This is a genomic window from Stenotrophomonas sp. 59, assembly GCF_030291095.1.
In the GTDB taxonomy this organism is placed as follows: Bacteria; Pseudomonadota; Gammaproteobacteria; order Xanthomonadales; family Xanthomonadaceae; genus Stenotrophomonas; species Stenotrophomonas maltophilia_Q.
Genome location: NZ_CP127408.1, coordinates 1,660,333 through 1,673,028, shown reverse-complemented (window position 1 = coordinate 1,673,028; position 12,696 = coordinate 1,660,333). Strand labels below are relative to the sequence as shown.

The 12,696-nt window shown below is 67.3% G+C and carries 16 protein-coding genes; 1 reads left to right on the top strand and 15 read right to left on the bottom strand.

Annotated features, from left to right (window positions below; genetic code table 11):
- Positions 1 to 25 precede the first annotated feature (25 nt).
- The 5 genes from QP552_RS07760 to surE all read right to left on the bottom strand — a co-directional run bounded on the left by QP552_RS07760 (position 26) and on the right by surE (position 3,631).
- Positions 26 to 514: a hypothetical protein gene (locus QP552_RS07760; protein ID WP_111113572.1), complete on the bottom strand. Its 489-nt coding sequence runs from the start codon at positions 512 to 514 to the stop codon at positions 26 to 28.
- Positions 515 to 765: 251 nt separating this feature from the next.
- Positions 766 to 1,548 carry a peptidoglycan DD-metalloendopeptidase family protein gene (locus QP552_RS07755; protein ID WP_106548951.1) on the bottom strand — a complete coding sequence of 261 codons (783 nt, stop codon included), beginning with the start codon at positions 1,546 to 1,548 and terminating at the stop codon, positions 766 to 768.
- Positions 1,545 to 2,159 carry a YqaA family protein gene (locus QP552_RS07750; RefSeq protein WP_014036746.1) on the bottom strand — a complete coding sequence of 205 codons (615 nt, stop codon included), beginning with the start codon at positions 2,157 to 2,159 and terminating at the stop codon, positions 1,545 to 1,547. Before QP552_RS07750 ends, QP552_RS07755 begins: the two co-directional genes overlap by 4 nt.
- Before the next feature lie 18 nt (positions 2,160 to 2,177).
- Complete coding sequence (locus QP552_RS07745) at positions 2,178 to 2,855, bottom strand: protein-L-isoaspartate(D-aspartate) O-methyltransferase (RefSeq protein WP_049429575.1); 678 nt, start codon at positions 2,853 to 2,855, stop codon at positions 2,178 to 2,180.
- The gene (gene surE / locus QP552_RS07740; RefSeq protein ID WP_012510655.1) at positions 2,852 to 3,631 is read right to left on the bottom strand and encodes a 5'/3'-nucleotidase SurE; all 780 of its coding nucleotides are present in this window, start codon (positions 3,629 to 3,631) and stop codon (positions 2,852 to 2,854) included. Before surE ends, QP552_RS07745 begins: the two co-directional genes overlap by 4 nt.
- A 208-nt stretch (positions 3,632 to 3,839) precedes the next feature.
- Here surE and QP552_RS07735 point away from each other — a divergent pair, with 208 nt between their 5' ends.
- Entirely contained in the window at positions 3,840 to 4,379 is a 540-nt protein-coding gene (locus QP552_RS07735) for a Smr/MutS family protein (protein WP_005409007.1), read from the top strand.
- Positions 4,380 to 4,794: 415 nt separating this feature from the next.
- Here QP552_RS07735 and truD read toward each other — a convergent pair whose 3' ends face one another.
- The 10 genes from truD to QP552_RS07685 form a co-directional block, all read right to left on the bottom strand.
- A complete protein-coding gene (truD, locus tag QP552_RS07730; protein WP_286075490.1) occupies positions 4,795 to 5,826 on the bottom strand; it encodes a tRNA pseudouridine(13) synthase TruD in 1,032 nt (343 codons plus the stop codon).
- Entirely contained in the window at positions 5,823 to 6,320 is a 498-nt protein-coding gene (gene ispF / locus QP552_RS07725; protein ID WP_286075489.1) for a 2-C-methyl-D-erythritol 2,4-cyclodiphosphate synthase, read from the bottom strand. Before ispF ends, truD begins: the two co-directional genes overlap by 4 nt.
- Before the next feature lie 34 nt (positions 6,321 to 6,354).
- Positions 6,355 to 7,053, bottom strand: a complete 699-nt coding sequence (ispD, locus tag QP552_RS07720; RefSeq protein WP_286075488.1) for a 2-C-methyl-D-erythritol 4-phosphate cytidylyltransferase — start codon at positions 7,051 to 7,053, stop codon at positions 6,355 to 6,357.
- The gene (gene ftsB, locus QP552_RS07715) at positions 7,050 to 7,403 is read right to left on the bottom strand and encodes a cell division protein FtsB (RefSeq protein ID WP_005412924.1); all 354 of its coding nucleotides are present in this window, start codon (positions 7,401 to 7,403) and stop codon (positions 7,050 to 7,052) included. The genes ispD and ftsB overlap by 4 nt, the downstream gene beginning before the upstream one ends.
- 4 nt (positions 7,404 to 7,407) lie before the next feature.
- The gene (gene eno, locus QP552_RS07710; protein ID WP_106548954.1) at positions 7,408 to 8,700 is read right to left on the bottom strand and encodes a phosphopyruvate hydratase; all 1,293 of its coding nucleotides are present in this window, start codon (positions 8,698 to 8,700) and stop codon (positions 7,408 to 7,410) included.
- A gap of 96 nt (positions 8,701 to 8,796) precedes the next feature.
- Positions 8,797 to 9,126, bottom strand: a complete 330-nt coding sequence (locus tag QP552_RS07705) for a hypothetical protein (protein WP_106548955.1) — start codon at positions 9,124 to 9,126, stop codon at positions 8,797 to 8,799.
- On the bottom strand, positions 9,126 to 9,473 hold the full coding sequence (locus QP552_RS07700; RefSeq protein WP_286075484.1) for a hypothetical protein: 348 nt from the start codon (positions 9,471 to 9,473) through the stop codon (positions 9,126 to 9,128). Before QP552_RS07700 ends, QP552_RS07705 begins: the two co-directional genes overlap by 1 nt.
- Positions 9,470 to 10,300, bottom strand: a complete 831-nt coding sequence (gene kdsA, locus QP552_RS07695) for a 3-deoxy-8-phosphooctulonate synthase (RefSeq protein ID WP_014036736.1) — start codon at positions 10,298 to 10,300, stop codon at positions 9,470 to 9,472. The genes QP552_RS07700 and kdsA overlap by 4 nt, the downstream gene beginning before the upstream one ends.
- An 89-nt stretch (positions 10,301 to 10,389) precedes the next feature.
- A complete protein-coding gene (locus tag QP552_RS07690) occupies positions 10,390 to 12,054 on the bottom strand; it encodes a CTP synthase (RefSeq protein WP_106548957.1) in 1,665 nt (554 codons plus the stop codon).
- A 400-nt stretch (positions 12,055 to 12,454) separates the two neighbouring features.
- A complete protein-coding gene (locus QP552_RS07685; protein WP_049429546.1) occupies positions 12,455 to 12,688 on the bottom strand; it encodes a hypothetical protein in 234 nt (77 codons plus the stop codon).
- Positions 12,689 to 12,696 lie beyond the last annotated feature (8 nt).

Genomic DNA, 12,696 nt, shown 5'->3' with positions numbered 1-12,696 from the left:
TGGTGCCGCCGGGCATGGCCCGGCGCTACCCGTGCGTGGCGGTACAACGGAAGGCCGAGAAGTCCTTCAGCCGCCCGATCAGGTTGCCGCCCTGGCCCCAGCGGATATCCATGAGCTTCCAGTCCTGGCCCTGCCTCTGCAGCAGGACCCGGTCGGTCCAGCGATAGTCGCCTATTGCCATTTCGACGGGCACCCAACCGGCATCGCCGCTCGTCGCGGGCAGCCCCACCTTTACCGTTTCCGGCCGATCCGGCGCCATCAGATACGGGCTCTGGTCGAGCATGTGCGGCTTTTCGTCGGGCGCCGCCAGTGCGGTGCAGGCCTGTTCATATGCACGCTGCGCATCGATGGCTGAGCGGAGGGCATCGCCGAGCAGCGGCGCAATCGCGGCCTGGTCTGGCCCACTGGCCTGCAGGGCGGCGTAGAAGCGCGAGACGACCTCATGCGGATCGCTGGCCGCGGTGGCCAGCGGCGGGATGGCAAGCAACGCCAGAACAGGAAGGCGGCGGATCATGCGGCACCACAGGCGATGGGGTCTGCGGCAGGATGCCGCGTTCGCGGTTGACCGGGAAGATGGAGACACGGCAATCAGGGTCGTAAACGGCCATTACCGTTCAGCCTGGGCGCACACCGGGCATGCCCCGGCCCTACCCTGGATCACCCGTGGCCTGCGCCCGAGCCCACGCCCGGGCGGCGCCGCATCGCAGCGAAGAGCAGCCGAGCATGGCTCGGCTCTACATCTGGCGCTGCCCGTCTCTGCCTGCGTCAGCGTGCCGGCAAGTACTGCTGCGGGTCGACCGGCTTGCCGTTATAGCGGATCTCGAAGTGGACCATGTCGCGGTTCGCACCGGTACGGCCCATCTCGGCGATCTGCTCGCCGGCCTTCACGCTCTGGCCTTCGTTCACCAGGCGCTTGCGGTTGTGGCCATAGGCCGACAGCCACTGGTCACTGTGCTTGATGATGATCAGCTCACCGTAGCCGACCAGGCCGGCACCGGAGTACACCACCACGCCATTGGCGGTGGCCTTCACCGCCTGGCCGCTGGTGCCGGCGATATCGACGCCCTGCTTGGTTGCGTCACCGGCCACGTAGCGCCCGACGATCGCGCCATCGGCCGGCCAGCGCCAGGCGATATTGCTCTTCACCGGGCCCACCGGGGCGGTGGTCGGCGCGGTGCTGCCCGTGCTGCCACCGCCGGAACGCGGCGGGGTCACCACCGTGGTCGGCGCGCGGCCACCGCTGGCACCGGCCGGATACAGGCGGATCACCTGGCCCGGATGAATGGTCGACGGGTTGTCCAGGCTGTTCCAGGCGATCAGGTCGGCCGGGGTGATGTCATGGATGCGGGCCAGCGCATAGATGGTGTCGCCCTTGCGCACCACCACGGTCTGCCCGGGCTTGGGCACCGAGGTCTTCGGCGTGGTCACGCCACCGGTGCTGCCGCCACCCGGGCGGACCACGGTGGCGGTGCCGCAGGCGGCCAGGGTGGAAACCAGCAACGCCAGCGCGCCGATGCGCACTCCCTTGCTCAGACGATCAGGACTCATGCGAACTTCGACCTCCATACAAGCCAGGCGATCAGCACCACCACCAACGCGGTGGCGATCCAGCCCAGCGGTTCAATCCAGCGACGCAGTGCCGCTTCAGCACGCGCACCACCGATACGGATGACCGCAGCCAGCACGAACACGCGCTTGCCACGACCGATCAGCATGCTCAGCAGGTACTGCGGCATCGGTACGCCGACGATACCCGATGCCCACGTGAAGACCTTCATCGGGATGGGCATGAATCCGCCCAGCACCAGGAAGGTGAACACCGCCCAGGGCGACTCGGCCATCTTCGCCTGCACGGTGGTGATGCCCTGCTCGATGGCCGGCAGCATGCCCAGCGCTTCGAACAGCGGCTTGATCGCCTCGAAGGCGTAATGACCCAGTGCATAGCCGACCAGCGCGCCGACCATCGAGCCGGCCAGGCTGAGGGTGGCAAACCACCAGCCACGCTTGGGCTGGGCCACGCACATCGGCGCCAGCATCACTTCCGGCATCACCGGGAAGATGATCGCCTCGAAGAAGCTCAACACCGTCAGGTAGGTCGGCGCGCGTTCGTGCGCCGCCCACTTCATCGCCCGCTCGTACAGCGGCCCGAAAATCTTCATGCAACCCTGCTCCGTGGATTAGTCGAGCATGCCGGACAGCAGCGGCACGAAGGTGACCGGCGCCAGCACGCGTTGTTCGATGCTGCCGTCAGCCTTGCGGTCCAGCTGCACCAGCGACTGCCCGCCCGGCCCACCGACCGGCGCCACCAGGCGGCCGCCCTCGGCCAGCTGCCCGACCAGTTCATCGACCAGTGCGGGCGCTGCAGCGGTGACCACGATGGCATCGAACGGGCCATGCTCGGCCCAGCCGGCGCGGCCGTCGTCATGCTTGGTGCGGATGTTCATGCCAAGCGCACGGAAGCGCTTGCGCGCCTGTCGCAGCAGGTCGCCGATGCGCTCGACAGTGTAGATTTCCAGGCCCAGCGCGCCGAGCACGGCAGCCTGGTAGCCGGAACCGGTACCGACTTCCAGCACTTTCTTCGGCGAGACCTGCAGCACGGCTTCGGTCATGCGCGCCACCACCCACGGCTGGGAGATGGTCTGGCCGTGGCCGATCGGCAGGGCGGTGTCTTCGTAGGCGCGTGACGCAAGCGCTTCGTCGATGAACAGATGACGTGGCACCACCCGGATCGCATTCAAGGTCGACTCGTCGACGATGCCGGCCTCGCGCAGGCGATCGACCAGGCGGTCACGCACGCGCTGCGAGGTCATGCCGATACCAACGGCTTCCGGTTGCAGGCGAAGGCGTGGACTCATGCCGGCTGGTCCAGCGCGGCGCTGAGGCCGCCGACCCAGCTGGCCACCTTCTCCAGGGCCTGGTAGCGGGTCAGGTCGACCTGGATCGGGGTGATCGAGATGTGGCCGGTGCGTACCGCGTGGAAATCGGTACCGGGGCCGGAGTCCTGCTCACGACCGGCCGGGCCGATCCAGTAGACCTCGTTGCCGCGCGGGTCCTTCTGCGCGATGCAGCCTTCGGCGCGATGGCGGTTGCCCAGGCGCGTGACCTCGAAGCCTTTGACCTCGTTCCACGGCAGGTCCGGCACGTTGACGTTGAGGATGGTGTCGGCGGGCAGCGGATCGGCCTTGAGCCGGGCAACGATCTCGACCGCGGCGCGCGCTGCGGTCTCGAAATGCTTCGGGTCGTGATTGCGGCTGACCAGTGAAACAGCAACCGCCGGCAAGCCGAGGAAACGACCTTCCATCGCCGCCGAGACGGTGCCGGAATAGATCACGTCATCGCCGAGGTTGGCAGCATTGTTGATGCCGGACACGACAATGTCTGGCTCGAATTCAAGCAGGCCGGTCAGCGCCAGGTGCACGCAGTCGGTGGGCGTACCTGCCACCGAGACGGTGTAATGGTCGATGCGCTTGAGGCGGATCGGCAGGTCCAGGGTCAGCGAGTTGCTGGCACCGGAGCGATCGCGGTCGGGTGCGACCACCGTGACTTCGTGTCCAGCCTCGCGCAGCACCGAGGCCAGCATCCGGATGCCTGCGGCGTCGACACCGTCGTCGTTACTCACCAGGATTCGCATCTTCGATTTAACCGCTTGATTTTCCAAGAATTCGATTCCGTCACCGTGCAGTGTGGGCGGGACCGTCGTGCTCCCTGCGGAAGCCGTCGACCCTGCAAGGGCATCATCTATTGTGCCGCATGCGAGCCGCCGGTCCTACCCTGCCGGCGGTCACGACCGACATCGAACCGTCATAGGCAGACCTGCGCCGGCGGTTTACCCTGTGCGCATGTCGCACCCTGAAGACGAAGATCCGGCCGCATTGTTCCGTGCGGCCATCGGCGAAGTGACGCCGCTGCGCAAGGATGCCGAGCCGGCCCCCGCCGCGCCCCGGCCGAAGCCGCGCGCGCGCATGGCCGAACGCGACGAGGCCGAAGCGGCCGGCGAGTTCGCCCGGCTGCTGCGCGACAGCACCCCGCTGGAAGCCGGCGACGTGGCCAGCTATCGCCGCGACAACCTGCCGCCGCGCCTGTTCCAGCGCCTGAAGCGTGGCCAGTATTCGGTGCAGGACGAACTGGACCTGCATGGTGCCACTGCCGCGCAGGCGGAGACGCTGCTGCGCCAGTTCCTGCTGGAGGCGCATGCACACGAGTACGGCTGCGTGCGCATCATCCACGGCAAGGGGTTGCAGTCCGATGGTGGCGCGCCAGTACTGAAGAACCTGGTCGACCGCCTGCTGCGGCTGCGCAACGACGTCCTGGCGTTCCATTCGGCGCCAACCGGGCAAGGCGGTACCGGCGCGGTGCTGGTGCTGCTGGCGCGTCGATGAAAAATGGGGACGCCATGTGTCCAGGTAGAGTCGACTGTCAGTCGACTGCTCTTCCAGCGGCACGCGAATACCCCGCGCTGCGCGCGCAAGTCGACTAACAGTCGACTCTACCGCGCGCCCTGCTCAGGCCGAACCGAGTTCGTGCAGCACAGCGGTGTAGAGTCGACCGTCAGTCGACTGCTCTTCCAGCGGCACGCGGATACCGCGCGCTCTGCTCAGACCGGACCGAGCTCGTGCAGCACAGCGGTGTAGAGTCGACTGTCAGTCGACTGCTCTTCCAGCGGCACGCGAAAACCGCGCGCCCGGTCAGGCCTGCGAGGCGTCTTCGACGGGGCCGAGCTCGTGCAGCACAGCGGTGTAGAGTCGACTGTCAGTCGACTGCTCTTCCAGCGGCACGCGAAAACCGCGCGCCCGGTCAAGCCTGCGAGGCGTCTTCGACGGGGCCGAGCTCGTGCAGCACGGCGGTGGCATAGCAGCCGGGCGGCAATGCGAACGACAGCTCCAGCACGTCATCGGCCAACCACTGGTGCTGCAGCAGCGCCGGGCGCAGGCGCAGCGCGCGGCGCTCCTGCTTCAGGCGCGCGTCTTCCAGGCCGGCCCGCAGCGCCTTCGATTCCTCGTCGTCCAGCGCGGCCAGCTCCAGCTCGCGTGCCGCATCGGCACTGCGCAGTTCGCCTTCGCCCCACAGCGGCGCACTGGGATGGATGTCGAAGCGCGCCAGGCGCTCGGCCAGCACGTCGGTGTACGGCTCGGGGCCGAACACACTGCGGCTGCCATCGAGCATCCACACTTCGCCGTCCAGCGGCTGATCCCAGTTGCCCTGCTCCACGCGCGAGGCCAGCACGCGGTTGAACAGAGCCGAGCGGGCCGCCGACAGCAGCAATGAACGCTGGTCCTTGCGCATGCGGCGGCCACCGAACATCGCCAGTGCCGCCGGCACGTTGCCGCCGTCGCGGCCGAAGCGCTGCTCACCGAACCAGTTCGGCAGGCCACGCCCGGCAATCTGCTGCAGGCGCTCGCTGATCGCAGTGGCATCACCCTGCACCTCGCGCAGCACCAGCTTGAAGCGGTTGCCAGCCAGTGCGCCACGCTGCAGCTTGCGGTTGTGCCATGTGGACTCGATCACTTCGATCTCGTCACCGGCCAGCTCGGCCAGGTCCGGCGCAACGCGCTTGGGCAGATGCACGCTGAAACGCTGGGTAGTGACCGCGTGGCGATCCTTCATGCCCGCGTAGCTCACCGCCATTTCCGGCAGGCCTGCCCACTTGGCCAGCAGCTTGGCCACATGCACGGTGTTGGCACCGCGCTTGCGGATGTGCAGCAACAGGTGCTCGCCTTCGCCGGTCGCCTCGAAGGCGGGCAGCTCGTCGACCTGGAAATCTTCCGGCGTGGTGCGGATGCGCGCCGTCAACAACGGCGCACCGAACGCGAGCGGCAGCGGGATCATGCCGCCACCAGCAACACGACCGCCTGTGCGGCAATGCCTTCACCGCGCCCGGTGAAACCCAGCTTCTCCGACGTGGTTGCCTTCACGCTGACCGTATCCAGCGGCAACTGCAGCAGCTCGCCGATGCGCTCACGCATGGCCAGGGCATGCGGGCCGACCTTGGGCCGCTCGCAGATCACGGTGATGTCGGTGTTGCCGACGCGCCAGCCACGCTCGCGCAGCAGGCTGTCGCAGTGGCGCACGAACTCGCTGCTGTCGGCGCCCTTCCAGCGGTCGTCGCTCGGCGGGAAATGCTGGCCGATGTCGCCCAGCGCCAGCGCGCCGAGCATCGCATCGCACAGGGCGTGCAGGATCACGTCGCCGTCGCTGTGCGCGAGCACGCCGCAGCTGTGCGGTACGTTCACCCCGCCGAGCATGATGTGATCGCCTTCGCCAAAGGCATGGACGTCGTAGCCCTGGCCGATGCGGACGGGCGGGAACGGTGCGGTGATCATGGATGCAACCCTTGCAGCAGGGCCGCGCGGGCAATCAGCCAGCGCGGCGGGAAAGTACGAATTCGAACCGGTCCAGATCGGCCGGGGTGGTGACCTTGAAGTTGTCCTCGCTGCCTTCCACCAGCAGCGGGCGCTGGCCCTGGCGCTCCATGGCCATGGCCTCGTCGGTGACGTCGACACCGGCGGCCGCGGCTTCGGACAACGCGCGGCTGAGCTGATGGCGACGGAACAGCTGCGGGGTCAGTGCACGCCACAGGCGTTCGCGCGGCTCGGTGCCATCGATGCCACCGTCGTCACCCGCACGCTTGAGCGTGTCGCGCACCGGGGCAGCCAGGATCGCGCCGACCGGGTCGGCACGGCCGACCTCAAGCAGGCGGCCGAGATCGGCCGGCGACAAGTTCGGCCGCGCGGCATCGTGGACCAGTACGAACTCATCAGCGCGCACCGTCTCCGGCAGCGCCTGCAGGCCAGCCAGCACCGAAGCGGCACGGGTCGCGCCACCGATGCAGGTCAGCACCGGCTTGCCCGCCCACTCGTTCCAGCCGGGCCAGTCGGCGTCGTCCTGGCCGATCACCACCATCGCCCCGGCCACGGCCGGGTGCGCCAGCAGGGCGTCCAGGGTATGGGCAAGCAGGATCTGTCCCCCTGCCTGCAGGTATTGCTTGGGCAACGGCGCGCCGAAGCGGGTGCCACGGCCCGCAGCCGGAACCACGACCCAGATGGCCGCACTCATGGCACGTCCGCCGGGTGGTCGCCAACCTGCGCACTGACACCTGCCGCAGGCTGCGCCGGGTGGACCGGCGCATCCTCGACCACACGATAGAACTTCTCGCCGGGCTTGATCATGCCCAGCTCGCTGCGTGCGCGCTCCTCGATGGCGGACTGGCCTTCCTTGAGGTCCTTCACTTCGGCAGCGAGCGCGTCGTTGCGCTGCTGCAGACCCTCATTGTCCCGCTCCTGATTGGCGACCTGGGCTTCAAGCATCATCACTTCGCCCGAATTGCCCGGACCGAACCAGAAGCGGTACTGCAGCCAGCCCAGCAGCAGGGCCAGCACCAGCAGCATCCAGCGCCAGTCGCGCATCGGCTCAGCGCTTCAGCGAAACGAACGCGTCACGACCGGCGTAACGCGCGCCGGCACCGAGGGCTTCCTCGATGCGCAGCAGCTGGTTGTACTTGGCCACGCGATCGCTGCGGCACAGCGAACCGGTCTTGATCTGGGTGGCGGTGGTAGCCACTGCGATGTCGGCGATGGTGGTGTCTTCGGTTTCGCCCGAACGGTGCGAGACCACAGCGGCATAACCGGCGCGGTCGGCCATGGCGATCGCTTCCAGGGTTTCGCTCAGGGTGCCGATCTGGTTGACCTTGATCAGGATCGCGTTGGCGGTGCCCGAGTCGATGCCTTCCTGGAAGATCTTCGGGTTGGTCACGAACAGGTCGTCACCCACCAGCTGCACCTTCTTGCCGATGCGGTCGGTCAGCAGCTTCCAGCCGGCCCAGTCGTTCTCGGCCAGGCCGTCTTCGATCGTGATGATCGGGTACTGCGCGGCCCAGTCGGCGAGGAAGTCGACGAACTGCTCGGAGGTCAGGCGCTTGTTCTCGCCGACCAGGTTGTACTTGCCGTTCTCGAAGAACTCGCTGGACGCCACGTCCAGGCCCAGCAGCACGTCTTCACCGGCGGTGTAGCCGGCCTTGCCGATCGCTTCGAGGATGGTGTCGAGCGCTTCGACGTTGCTGCGGAAGTCCGGCGCGAAGCCGCCCTCATCGCCCACCGCCGTGCTCAGGCCGTGGCCCTTCAGCACCGACTTCAGCGAATGGAAGATTTCGGTACCGGCGCGCAGCGCTTCGGAGAACGAGGTGAAGCCGACCGGCAGCACCATGAATTCCTGGAAGTCGACGTTGTTGTCGGCATGTGCGCCGCCGTTGATGATGTTCATCATCGGCACCGGCAGCGACGGGGTCACGCCGGTCTTGGCGGCCAGGTACTGCCACAGCGCCTGCTTGCTCGATGCGGCGGCGGCGTGCGCGGCGGCCATCGAAACACCCAGCAGCGCGTTGGCGCCCAGGCGGCCCTTGTTCTCGGTGCCGTCGAGGTCGATCAGGCGACGGTCGAGGCCGTCCTGGTCGGTGGCCTCGAAGCCCTTCAGCGCATTGGCAATGGTGGTGTTGACGTTGTCGACGGCCTTGCGCACGCCCTTGCCCAGGTAACGGGTCTTGTCGCCATCACGCAGCTCGACCGCTTCCTTGGTGCCGGTCGAGGCGCCGGAGGGAACCGCGGCGCGACCGAACGAACCGTCCTCCAGGATGACTTCGGCTTCCAGCGTGGGGTTGCCACGGCTGTCGAGGATTTCACGGGCGTGGATGCTGCGGATCGTACTCATGGTCGGGCCGGTTACCTGTATGGAGAGGGGGCGACAAAACGAATGCCGCGTGATTATCCCCGGCTGCCCGCCACTTGCCAAATGGCGCAGGCGGCTTCAGCCCCAGCTGGACCCGATCACGATCAGGACCATCGACACCAGCATCACCAGCAATGCACCGGCAATCGCCGCCAGGATGGGGCCACGCTGCCGACGCCAGGCCAGCACCATCGCCACCGGGCAGCCCAGGAAGGACAGCACCATCGTGACCAACGCGCCCAGCATCCACCATTGCGTGGCCTGCACGCCGTTGTTTCCGTCTCCCGGCGGCCGGAAGCCGGACGTGAAGGCCAGCACGCCCACCACCAGGGCCATCCAGGTCAACACGGCCAGGCCCAGAGCGATCAGACCCCAGGGCCAGCCGCGCGCCGACGTGGTCGTATTCATCAAAGCACTCCGTAGAACAGGGCACCGAACCACAGCAAAAGCAGGATGATCGCCAGGCCAGCCATCACCTTGCCGCGATTCAGGCGCCAGGCCAGCACGGCGGCAGCGACGCAGCCCACGGCGCCGAGCAGCTCCGCCACCAGCAGCGCGATGAAGTACGCGCGCAGATTGAGTGCGCTGCCACCATCACCCGGTGGCCGCACGGACGCTGCGCCGATCAATGCCAGCCCGAACATGCCCACGGTGAACAGCACCGCCAGGCCCAGTGCGATCAGGCCCCAAGGCCACTGCTTCCAGTGCCGGCGATGACGCTGGGCTTCCAGCGCCACCCACGGGTCACGACTCACGCGAAGCGCGAGAAGCCGTGCTTCTTGGTCACCGCGTCGAGTTCCATCAGGGTCTCGAGCAGGGCTTCCATCTGGTCCAGCGGCCACGCATTGGGGCCATCGGACAGCGCCTTGGACGGGTCCGGATGGGTCTCGGCGAACAGGCCGGAGATGCCCACCGCCACGGCGGCACGGGCCAGCACCGGCACGTGCTCGCGCTGGCCACCGGAACTGGTGCCCTGCCCGCCCGGCAGCTGCACCGAATGGGTGGCGTCGAACACCACCGGGCAACCGGTATCGCGCATCACCGCCAGCGAACGCATGTCGCTGACCAGGTTGTTGTAGCCGAAGCTGGCACCGCGCTCGCAGACCATGATCTGCTCATTGCCGGTGGCCTTGGCCTTCTCCACGACCGGCTTCATGTCCCACGGCGCCAGGAACTGGCCCTTCTTGATGTTGACCGGCTTGCCGGCCGAGCACACCTTGCGGATGAAGTCGGTCTGGCGGACCAGGAACGCGGGGGTCTGCAGCACATCCACCACCGAGGCCACTTCATCCATCGGGGTGTACTCGTGGACGTCGGTCAGCACCGGCACGCCGATCTGCTTCTTGACCTCGGCCAGGACCTTCAGGCCCTCCTCCATGCCCGGGCCGCGGAAGGCGGTACCCGAAGTGCGGTTGGCCTTGTCGAAGCTGGACTTGAAGATGAAGTTGACACCGAGCTTGTCGGTGACCTCCTTCAGCTTGCCGGCGGTATCGAGCTGCAGCTGCATCGACTCGATCACGCAGGGGCCGGCGATCAGGAACAGGGGCTGGTCCAGCCCGACCTCGAATCCACACAGTTTCATGGCGTTTCCTTGTTGTCCGCAGCACCGGCCGGGCCGGTGCGCTGGGGGTTGAAGCATGCAGGATGGGGGCCGAAGCCCCCATTCACAAGTCAGGCGCGCGCTTCGGAAAGCAGCTTGCCGCCGGCCTTGCGCTCGCGCGCGGCGCGGATGAAACCGATGAACAGCGGGTGGCCGTCACGCGGCGTGGACAGGAATTCCGGATGCGCCTGGCAGGCCAGGAACCACGGGTGCGCATCGCGCGGCAGTTCCACCACTTCCACCAGGGTGTCGTCCATCGACTTGCCGGCGATCACCAGGCCGGCATCTTCCAGCTGGGTGCGGTAGCGGTTGTTGAACTCGTAACGGTGGCGATGGCGCTCGGCGACCACGTCCTTGCCGTACAGCTCGCGGGCCAGCGTGCCCGGCTTCAGGCGCTGCTCCTGCAGGCCCAGGCGCATGGTGCCGCCGAGGTCGCTCTTGTCGTCGCGCTTCTCGACATCACCGGTGGCGGTGCGCCATTCGGTGATCAGGCCGATCACCGGGTTCGGCGACTGGCGGTCGTTCTCGGTGCTGTTTGCACCTTCCAGGCCCACCACATTGCGCGCGTAGTCGACCACGGCCGCCTGCATGCCGTAGCAGATGCCGAAGTACGGCACCTGCTGCTCGCGGGCGAACTTCGAGGTCAGCACCTTGCCTTCGAAACCACGGTCACCGAAGCCACCGGGCACCAGGATGCCGTCGACATCGGCCAGTGCGGCCATGTCGGTGCCTTCCAGATCCTGCGCTTCCAGCCACTTCAGGTTGACCTTGGTGCGCTGGCGCAGGCCACCGTGCTTGAGGGCTTCGCCGACCGACTTGTAGGCGTCCTGGTGATCGACGTACTTGCCGACCACGGCGATGGTCACTTCGTCCAGCGGATGCAGGGTCGCGTCGACCGCGTCCTCCCACATCGACAGGTCGACCGGGCCCACCTTGTCGGCCAGCTTCAGCTGGTTGACCACGATCTCGTCCAGGCCCTGCGCGTGCAGGCCCGACGGAATGCGGTACAGCACGTCCACGTCCGGCACACTGATGACGGCGCGCTCGGAGACGTTGGTGAACTGCGCGATCTTGCGGCGCTCCGAATCCGGCACGGCCTGCTCGGAGCGGCACAGCAGCACGTCCGGCTGGATGCCGATCGAGCGCAGCTCCTTCACCGAGTGCTGGGTCGGCTTGGTCTTCAGTTCACCGGCGGCGCCGATGTACGGCACCAGGGTGAGGTGCATGAACAGCGCCTTCTCCGGGCCGCGCTCGGTGCGCACCTGGCGGATCGCTTCCAGGAACGGCAGCGACTCGATGTCGCCGACGGTACCGCCGATCTCGACCAGCGCCACGTCGTAGCCTTCGGTGGCTTCATCGATGCAGCGGCGGATCTCGTCGGTGATGTGCGGAATGACCTGCACGGTCGCGCCCAGGTAGTCGCCGCGGCGCTCCTTGCGGATCACGTTCTCGTAGATGCGGCCGGTGGTGACCGAGTTCTTGCGGCTCAGGCGGGTGCGCACGAAGCGCTCGTAGTGGCCCAGGTCGAGGTCGGTCTCGGCGCCGTCGTCGGTGACGTAGACCTCACCGTGCTGGAACGGGCTCATGGTGCCCGGGTCGACGTTGATGTACGGGTCGAGCTTCATCATCGTGACCTTCAGGCCACGGGCTTCGAGAATGGCGGCCAGTGACGCAGCGGCAATGCCTTTGCCGAGCGAGGACACCACGCCGCCGGTTACGAAAATCAAGGGAGTCATGGCTGCAAGCATCCTGTCTGGAAATGGAAAACGGCAGCACCACGCGCACCCGGAGGGCGGGCATGGAGCTTGAAGGGGGTTTTCCGGTTCGCTGGGGCAGCGAGGGAGGTGCTGGGCCGTGCGGCGGCAGGCGCCGGACGGGGACCACCCTGCGAGGTCGGGGCGGCCGTGCCGGTCATATCGACCGTCACCTGCGACCCGCATTGCTGGCGACCACGCATGGCCGTGCCAGCCCATTCGCAAAGGGTGGACACGCACTTACTCCCGGAAAGCCATAGTTTACAGATTGATGGCCGCCAACCCAAGAGGCAGTTGCGGCCATCACCCAAAAGAAACGCCCCGCTGGGCGGGGCGTCGGGGGGCGAATCCCTTGCGGCAAGGGCTTCGGAGGGTGGAAGGATTACTTCTTCTTCCTCGCCTCTTCTTCCTCTTCCTGCTGCGGGGCCGGCTGGCCCTGCGCCTTCATTTCGGCATTGGCCTGGGCGCGGCGCTTGGCCTTGGCATCGGCTTCGGCCTGCGCCTTGTCGGCCTGGTCACCCTGCTGCGGGGCCGGCTGGCCGGCGTTCTGCGCCACCACCAGCGGCACTGCAACGGCGGCAGCGGCCAGGATCGCAATGGTCAGCAACTTCTTCATGAGGTCCT

Excerpts from the sequence above, each read along its gene's own strand:
- ispD (WP_286075488.1), bottom strand. The coding sequence starts at position 7,053 with ATGAGTGCGGCCATCTGGGTCGTGGTTCCGGCTGCGGGCCGTGGCACC.
- QP552_RS07755 (WP_106548951.1), bottom strand. The coding sequence starts at position 1,548 with ATGAGTCCTGATCGTCTGAGCAAGGGAGTGCGCATCGGCGCGCTGGCG.
- QP552_RS07745 (WP_049429575.1), bottom strand. The coding sequence starts at position 2,855 with ATGAGTCCACGCCTTCGCCTGCAACCGGAAGCCGTTGGTATCGGCATG.
- QP552_RS07705 (WP_106548955.1), bottom strand. The coding sequence starts at position 9,126 with ATGAATACGACCACGTCGGCGCGCGGCTGGCCCTGGGGTCTGATCGCT.
- QP552_RS07735 (WP_005409007.1), top strand. The coding sequence starts at position 3,840 with ATGTCGCACCCTGAAGACGAAGATCCGGCCGCATTGTTCCGTGCGGCC.
- surE (WP_012510655.1), bottom strand. The coding sequence starts at position 3,631 with ATGCGAATCCTGGTGAGTAACGACGACGGTGTCGACGCCGCAGGCATC.
- truD (WP_286075490.1), bottom strand. The coding sequence starts at position 5,826 with ATGATCCCGCTGCCGCTCGCGTTCGGTGCGCCGTTGTTGACGGCGCGC.
- QP552_RS07690 (WP_106548957.1), bottom strand. The coding sequence starts at position 12,054 with ATGACTCCCTTGATTTTCGTAACCGGCGGCGTGGTGTCCTCGCTCGGC.
- QP552_RS07760 (WP_111113572.1), bottom strand. The coding sequence starts at position 514 with ATGATCCGCCGCCTTCCTGTTCTGGCGTTGCTTGCCATCCCGCCGCTG.
- ftsB (WP_005412924.1), bottom strand. The coding sequence starts at position 7,403 with ATGCGCGACTGGCGCTGGATGCTGCTGGTGCTGGCCCTGCTGCTGGGC.
- ispF (WP_286075489.1), bottom strand. The coding sequence starts at position 6,320 with ATGATCACCGCACCGTTCCCGCCCGTCCGCATCGGCCAGGGCTACGAC.
- QP552_RS07685 (WP_049429546.1), bottom strand. The coding sequence starts at position 12,688 with ATGAAGAAGTTGCTGACCATTGCGATCCTGGCCGCTGCCGCCGTTGCA.
- QP552_RS07750 (WP_014036746.1), bottom strand. The coding sequence starts at position 2,159 with ATGAAGATTTTCGGGCCGCTGTACGAGCGGGCGATGAAGTGGGCGGCG.
- kdsA (WP_014036736.1), bottom strand. The coding sequence starts at position 10,300 with ATGAAACTGTGTGGATTCGAGGTCGGGCTGGACCAGCCCCTGTTCCTG.
- eno (WP_106548954.1), bottom strand. The coding sequence starts at position 8,700 with ATGAGTACGATCCGCAGCATCCACGCCCGTGAAATCCTCGACAGCCGT.